A 6,652-nucleotide genomic window follows, 5' to 3' on the forward strand; every position below is an offset into this window, starting at 1 on the left:
CCTACGCCGCCGACCCGCCTCGCGCGTACGAGCTGACATCGCAGGTGTGGACGGCCGCAGGATCGGAGAGCAGCCCATAGCCGTAGGCGGCGCAGTCGCCGAAGGTGGCGATGCTCGGACTCCTCGACGACCTCTCGAGCGCCCCCTTCGACGGCCCGTCCGACCCGATGCCGGCGCGGTGCACGACCCAGGCCAGGTCGTCCGCCTCGTCCGTGAGGTAGCGCATGACCGCCTCGTTGTCCCGGTGCTGTCCGAGGTAGCTGCGAGCGATGGTGCTCCGCACCGCGCGGAGCCCGACCGGCAGAGCACGGTCGGGTGGTGCGCTCAGGGCGCCCGCCTGGTAGAGCAGCCGGGTCGCTCCCTGCCGACGCATCGCGGGGACGAGACGCTGTACGAACTCGGTGTTGACCTTCCGATCCTGCTGCGCCCTGGCGTCGCCGAGCAGGCAGACCACGGCGTCGACGCCCTCGAGGAGCGAGTCGAGGTCGAGGTCGTCCGTGATGGAGCCCTCGACGGCCTCGACCCGGGCACGCGCATCGCCGAGCTTCGCCGGCGTCCGGGCGAGGACCCGCACGCGGTGCCCGTCGCGGAGCGGATGCTGGATGAAGTGCCGGCCGGTCTGCCCGGTCGCACCGAAGACCAGGATCGTCTCGCTCGGGCTCACGATGCGTCCTCCGCCTCGAGGCGCACGACGAGCTTCGCGCCGGAGACACCGCCGCGGAGGCGCTCGATCGCCGACGGGAGCGCCCCCAGCCCGGTGCCCACTACCTCCGGCGACGGTGCGGGCACGAAGGTCCGGTCGGCGAGCGCGGCGGGGAGGTAGCGCTGGAAGACGGCGGGGCCGACCGGTGAGGTCATGACGCTGCTCCCCCAGATGGTCGTGACGTGCAGACCGCGGATCCTGGCCAGGACCGCCCGCGCCTTCGTCAGCGGATCGGGATAGACCGACGCGATACGGCGTGAGCCCCGGGTGTGCCGAGCGATGCGCAGGCAGTGGGTGAGGGATCCTGCGCCGATCGCGATCGTCCCGGCGAGCCTCCGGGTGCCTATCAGCCGCGCGATCTCGCGATCGACGTCGGCGCCGCGGTAGTCGACGACCTCCTCCGCGCCGAGGGACCGGACGAGGTCGTGGTTGCGGGGTGAAGCGGTGGCGATCACGGCGAAGCCGCTGGCCCGGGCGAGCTGGACCGCGTTGCAGCCGACGCTGCTGGAGGCGCCCCAGATCAGCACGACGTCCTGCTGGTCGTCCGGCCCGGCCTGCTGCGCTGCGGAGACCCCGGTCGGCAGCGGCGACGGCAGCAGCGACGGCAGCGACAGCGCCAGCTGGTCGACCTCGTACAGCCCGGCGGCGGCCGTCGCGAGTCCCAGGGGCAGGACCGCGGCCTCCTCGGCGCTCACGCTCGCGGGCAGGACGCTGCACACCTGCTCGGCCACCGCGACGTAGGCCTGGAACGCACCCTCGGACGAGCTGTCGGTCTGATCGAAGCCGTTCGCGAAGCCGAGAACCCGGTCGCCGGGGTGGAGGGTGGTGACGTCGCGGCCGATCTCCGTGACGACACCGGCGAGGTCGCTGCCGATGACCGCCGGGTAGCGGAGCCTCGGCGTCGCGACCCGGCGCAGGATCCCGGTGATCGCGTCCGCCGGGTTCACGGCGAGCGCCTCGACGCGGACGACCACCTCGTCGGGCTTCGGGACCGGACGCGGCGCCGGGCCGACCTCGAGGGGTCCGTTCGGTGCGCGCAGCCACAGCGCCTGATTCGTGCTCTCGGGCATGGGTTCCTCTTCTGTTGATGACACTTCGTGTCATGCTACGCCATGTCACGTCGTGTCATGCACCTACGATGGTGAGATGCGATGGGCACCGGATGCGCGGGGCCGCCTCGAGAGGGCGGCCATCGAGCTGTTCGCCGAGCAGGGCTACGCGGCGACGACCGTGCCCCAGATCACCGCTCGGGCCGGGCTGACCACCCGGACCTTCTTCCGTCACTTCGCCGACAAGCGCGAGGTCGTCTTCGGGGGTGACGAGATCCCCGAGAACGCCGCCCGACTGATCCTGGCTGCTCCCTCCGGCCTCGCCCCCATGGCGGTCCTGCGGACGGTCCTGCACCGGGTCTCGGCGGAGTTCTTCGCGAGCGACCGGGCCGAGACCGGGGCCTGGCGCGCGATGATCCTGGCGAACGACGAGCTCCGCGACCGCGACGCCCGCAAGCGCGCCGACATGGTCCGGGCCTCCCGGGCCGCGTTCCTCGAGCGGGGTCAGCCCCCGCTGGAGGCCACCGTGCTCGCCGAACTGGGCGTGCTCGCCTTCCAGGTCGCGCTCGACGAGTGGGCCGCCGGGTCGGACGACCGGTCGATGGACGCGGTCGTCGACGAGGTGCTCGCGACCATCGCCCGCCAGGCGCAGGATCGCGCGGAGCGCTAGCCCTCCCCCGCGACGGCGCCGCTGCCGGAGGAGACTGCTCTGGAGGACGACGCTCCCTGGCGGGGACCGTGCCGTCGTCCTTCGAATCGGAAGGAGCACCTCGTGGAGCAGGAGGAGCATCGCATGACTCCCGACGCGGACTCGGCCGGCCCGGAGCCGACGCCCGATCGCCTGGTCGTCGCCGACGCGGCCGCGTGGCGATCCTGGCTGGACGCCCACGACGACTCCTCGGACGGCGTCAAGCTGGTTCTCGCCAAGAAGGGCACCACCTCGCCGACCAGCCTCACCTACGCGGAGGCCCTCGAGGAGGCCCTGTGCAGCGGGTGGATCGACGGTCGCCGCAACGCGATCGACGACGCGACGTTCCAGCAGCACTTCACCCCGCGCCGGAGGGCGTCGCTCTGGTCGCAGCGCAACGTGACGCTCGTCACCCGGCTGACCGACGAGGGCAGGATGCGGCCCCGCGGGCAGAGCGAGATCGACCGGGCCCGGGCGGACGGCCGCTGGGAGCGCGCCTACGCGGGTCAGGCGAGCGTCGAGACGCCCGACGATCTCGCTGCGGCCCTCGCGGCCTCGCCCGCTGCCGCTGACCGGTTCGCGGCCCTGACCTCGGCGGGTCGGTACTCGGCGATCCACCCGCTCATCACGGCGGCCGACGAGCGCGTCCGCGCGAACCGGCTGGCGCGGCTCGTCGCGCGCTGGGAGGCGGAGGTGGCTGCTGCTCCCGCTTCTGACTGACCCGCAGTCCGTGCACCTCGAAGCCCTAGGGTGACCCCACACCCATCGAATCGAGGAGCCGGATGTCCGAGAAGTCTTTCGAAACCGTGCGGAGCTACTACGCCGCCTACCGCGCCGGCTCGGCCGACCAGGTCACGGCTGCTCTGAGCGAGGTCGTCGACGACGGCTTCGTGCTCGAGAGCCCCCTCGTCGAGGCGCGCCTCGGCGGCCCGGCGACCGGCAGCGCCGCCCTCTCGATGGCCGCTGCCGTCGCGCCGCTCCTCGGCAACGCCGACATCGAGGCCCTCTACGCCCGGGAGACCGGCGACGGCGTGGTCGCGCTGATCCACTTCCCCACTCCGGCCGGGCCGGTCACGCAGTCCGAGCACTTCGACCTCGATCCTGCGAGCGGCAGGATCACGCGGCTCCGCTCGTACTACGACCCGCGGGCGCTGCTGGGCCTGTCGCGGGGCTGAGGCTCGGGGCTGAGGGCGCGGCGGTAGCCGGCGCGGCGTCGAGTTCTCGCCGCCAGCGACCACCGCCGCCCTAGACTCGGCGGGTGCTCGAGTCCCGCCGCCTGCCGCTCTGGGCGGGCCGCACGACGGCTCTGCTGGGCATCGTCCTCGTCGCCTTCAGCCTCCGGCAGGCGGTGGCCGCCCTCTCGCCCATCGTGGGCGACGTCCAGGCCGACATCCCTCTCAGCGGCATCGACATCGGCCTGCTCGGGACCCTGCCGCCGATCCTGTTCGCAATCTCCGGACTCCTCGCGCCCCGGGCCGCCCGCCTGACCGGACTCGACGGCGGGATGCTCCTCGCCCTGGTGCTCATCACGGCCGGCCACCTCGTCCGCGCGTCGGCTCCGGGGTTCGGCGTCCTGCTCGCTGGCAGCGTCGTCTCGTTCGCCGGCACAGGGATCGGCAACGTCCTCCTGCCGTCGCTCGTCCGCCGGTACTTCCCCGACCGGGTCGCACTCCTGACCGCCGTCTACGCGTGCATCGTCGGCGTCAGCACCGCCGTCCCGGCTGCGCTCGCAGCACCCGCGGCCGAGCGGTTCGGCTGGCGGGTCTCCCTCGGCCTCTGGTCGGCGACCTCGATCGTCGCGCTGATCCCGTGGCTCGTCCTGCTCGTGCGGACCCGGCGGCAGCCCGACCCGGGCACCGTCGCCGGCGCCTCGCCCGCTGCCTCCGCGATCTCGCGGGTGTGGCGGTCACGGACGGCCGTGTCGATCGCGATCCTGTTCTCGGCCAGCGTCGTCTGCACCTACGCCGGGTTCGCCTGGCTGCCGCAGATCCTGATCGACCGCGCAGGATCGACACCCACCGCCGCCGGGCTCCTGCTCGCCCTGACCGGCCTGGTCAGCGTGCCGATGGCACTCGTCGCGCCCCTGCTCGTCGCGCGGCTCCGGAGCGTGGGCTGGCTGATCGCGGCCGGGGTGGCGAGCTTCGCCGTGGGATACCTCGGCCTGCTGCTGGCGCCGACGACGCTCACCGCGGTGTGGGTCGTGTTCGTCGGGTGCGGGTCGATCCTGTTCCCGGTCTGTCTCGTGCTCATCAACACGCGCACCCGCACGCACGGCGGCACGGTCGCGCTCAGCGGCTTCGCGCAGGGCGTCGCCTACGCGCTCGGGGCGCTCGGGCCCCTCCTCGTCGGGGTGCTGCACGACGTCAGCGGCGGGTGGACGGTGCCGCTGCTCCTGCTGCTCGGGGTGGCGCTCGTGGCGCTCGTCCCGGCGGTCACTCTCGCCCGGCCGACGCACGTGGAGGACGAGCTGCTTCGCTAGTGCAGGAGATTCTGCGGCGGGCCCCTCCCGATCCGCATGAATCGGGCGAGCTGCGAAGAATCTCATGCATCAGCGCGCGGGCTGGCCGCAAGCGATGCCCGTGAACAGCCCTCAGCCCGCGTCGACCCAGTGCTCGAGCGCGACGGTGAAGCCGGCGACGAGCCGGGCGAAGCTCCGGTCGACGTCGGCGGCGAGGGCGAAGCCCCCGGCGCTCTCGAGCGAGATGAAGCCGTGCAGCGTGGAGCGGAAGGCCCGGATCGCGTCGATCGAGTCGTCGCCCTCCAGCCGGTAGGCGACCAGGACGTCGCCGATCACCCGGATGCTCGCGAGCGACACCTCAGCGATCTCGGCGTCGCCCTCGGCCGGCATCGCGTTCGACGCCTCGTAGAGGGCGGGGTGGGCGCGAGCCCAGGTGCGGTAGGCGTGCGACATGGCGGCGATCGCGTCGGCACCGGAGCGTCCGACGGTCGAGCGGGCGAGCACGTCGCCGAGCTCGACCTTCGCTCGCAGCGAGATGGTGCGGTGGAGGTCGGCGAGCGAGTCGATGTGCTTGTAGAGCGAGGGCTGGCGGACGCCGAGCCGCGCGGCGAGGGCGGCCAGGGTGAGCTGCGAGAGCCCGACCTCGTCGGCCAGCGCGGCCGCCTCCTCGGCGACCCGGTCGCGGTTGAGTCCTGCTCTAGGCACGGTTCGAGAGCCTATCGAGGAAAGCGAGGACGGCGGGCGTCGTGATCTCGGGCCGCTGCGAGTGGGGGTAGTGGCCCGCCTCGGGCACCAGGACGACCTCGCCGTGCAGGGTCTCGCCGATCCAGCGGGCCTCGCCGGCAGGGTCTTTGAAGTCGGGGTCGCGCTCCCCCATGACGACCAGCACGGGCGCCGTCACCTGGGCGAGCCTCGCCTCGGCCGGGTCGTGGTCAGTCTGCCTGGCCGTCTTCGAGAAGGCCTTCCCGTAGGCAGGACGACGGAGACTCGCGACGACCGACGACCGGTACGCCTCGAAGTCGGCCGGCTTCGTGCCGGCGTAGAGGGTCGGCATGTAGCTCTTCCAGGCCGTGGCGACCCAGAGCGGCGACATCATGGCCCGGAAGACGGCGAGCATGACGCCGCTGGACTTCGGGTTGCGCACGAACGGGCCCACGAGCACGAGTCCGTCGACGCGGGCCGGGGTGTCGGCGGCGATGATGGCGGCCGCGCCGGCGGCGAGCGAGTTGCCGACGACGACCGCCGAGCCGCCGAGCGCGTCGATGAGAGCGCCGACGTCACCCGCCGTCTCGACGTCGCCGTACGAGGAGAACGTGGTGTCGCTGTCGCCGTGGCCGCGCAGGTCGGTGCTGGCGACGGTGTAGCCGGCCTCGACGAGGGCCGGGGCCAGGAAGCGGTACGACGACCGGAGGTCGGCCATGCCGGGGACCAGGACGACGAGGGGGCCGGAGCCCTGGACATCGTACGCGACGCGCCCTTCGGGGCGGTCGAGGTAGCGGGTGGTTCCTGTGGGTGAGACGCTGTCTGAGGTCATGTGGCTATCTTGCTTTCCCTTTTGGCTATTGTCAATAGCCAAAGTAGGAATGAGTCGGCGCAGCGAAAAGCCCGCCATGCTCCGCAGAGACGTGGCGGGCCCTATCGGGTCGTCCGGAGCGTCCATTCTCCGGACTCGTCTCCCGCCGCCCGGAGGCGTCGCGAGACTTCGGATCGCGCCGTGCTGGAGGCGCGAAGTCGGAGAACGAGAACGAGCCCGC

8 protein-coding genes are annotated in these 6,652 nt (G+C 72.6%); 4 read left to right on the forward strand and 4 right to left on the reverse strand.

Going from position 1 to position 6,652, the window contains the following annotated elements; translation table 11 throughout:
- Position 1: 1 nt before the first annotated feature.
- A complete protein-coding gene (locus tag ABD733_RS15945; RefSeq protein WP_344797986.1) occupies positions 2-664 on the reverse strand; it encodes an NAD(P)-dependent oxidoreductase in 663 nt (220 codons plus the stop codon).
- Positions 661-1,773: a zinc-binding alcohol dehydrogenase family protein gene (locus tag ABD733_RS15950; protein WP_344797988.1), complete on the reverse strand. Its 1,113-nt coding sequence runs from the start codon at positions 1,771-1,773 to the stop codon at positions 661-663. Before ABD733_RS15950 ends, ABD733_RS15945 begins: the two co-directional genes overlap by 4 nt.
- A 76-nt stretch (positions 1,774-1,849) precedes the next feature.
- Here ABD733_RS15950 and ABD733_RS15955 point away from each other — a divergent pair, with 76 nt between their 5' ends.
- The 4 genes from ABD733_RS15955 (at position 1,850) to ABD733_RS15970 (ending at position 4,919) form a co-directional block, all read left to right on the forward strand.
- Complete coding sequence (locus ABD733_RS15955) at positions 1,850-2,422, forward strand: TetR/AcrR family transcriptional regulator (RefSeq protein WP_344797990.1); 573 nt, start codon at positions 1,850-1,852, stop codon at positions 2,420-2,422.
- A gap of 123 nt (positions 2,423-2,545) precedes the next feature.
- A complete protein-coding gene (locus ABD733_RS15960; protein ID WP_344797992.1) occupies positions 2,546-3,160 on the forward strand; it encodes a YdeI/OmpD-associated family protein in 615 nt (204 codons plus the stop codon).
- A gap of 62 nt (positions 3,161-3,222) precedes the next feature.
- Positions 3,223-3,615, forward strand: a complete 393-nt coding sequence (locus ABD733_RS15965; RefSeq protein ID WP_344797994.1) for a nuclear transport factor 2-like protein — start codon at positions 3,223-3,225, stop codon at positions 3,613-3,615.
- An 83-nt stretch (positions 3,616-3,698) separates the two neighbouring features.
- Positions 3,699-4,919 carry an MFS transporter gene (locus ABD733_RS15970; protein ID WP_344797996.1) on the forward strand — a complete coding sequence of 407 codons (1,221 nt, stop codon included), beginning with the start codon at positions 3,699-3,701 and terminating at the stop codon, positions 4,917-4,919.
- A 111-nt stretch (positions 4,920-5,030) separates the two neighbouring features.
- Here the strand turns inward: ABD733_RS15970 and ABD733_RS15975 are convergent, their stop codons facing one another.
- Positions 5,031-5,603, reverse strand: a complete 573-nt coding sequence (locus ABD733_RS15975) for a TetR-like C-terminal domain-containing protein (protein ID WP_344797998.1) — start codon at positions 5,601-5,603, stop codon at positions 5,031-5,033.
- Positions 5,596-6,432 carry an alpha/beta fold hydrolase gene (locus tag ABD733_RS15980; protein ID WP_344798000.1) on the reverse strand — a complete coding sequence of 279 codons (837 nt, stop codon included), beginning with the start codon at positions 6,430-6,432 and terminating at the stop codon, positions 5,596-5,598. Before ABD733_RS15980 ends, ABD733_RS15975 begins: the two co-directional genes overlap by 8 nt.
- Positions 6,433-6,652: the final 220 nt, after the last annotated feature.

Origin of the sequence: Frondihabitans peucedani (assembly GCF_039537585.1) — a bacterium.
Lineage (GTDB): Bacteria > Actinomycetota > Actinomycetes > Actinomycetales > Microbacteriaceae > Frondihabitans > Frondihabitans peucedani.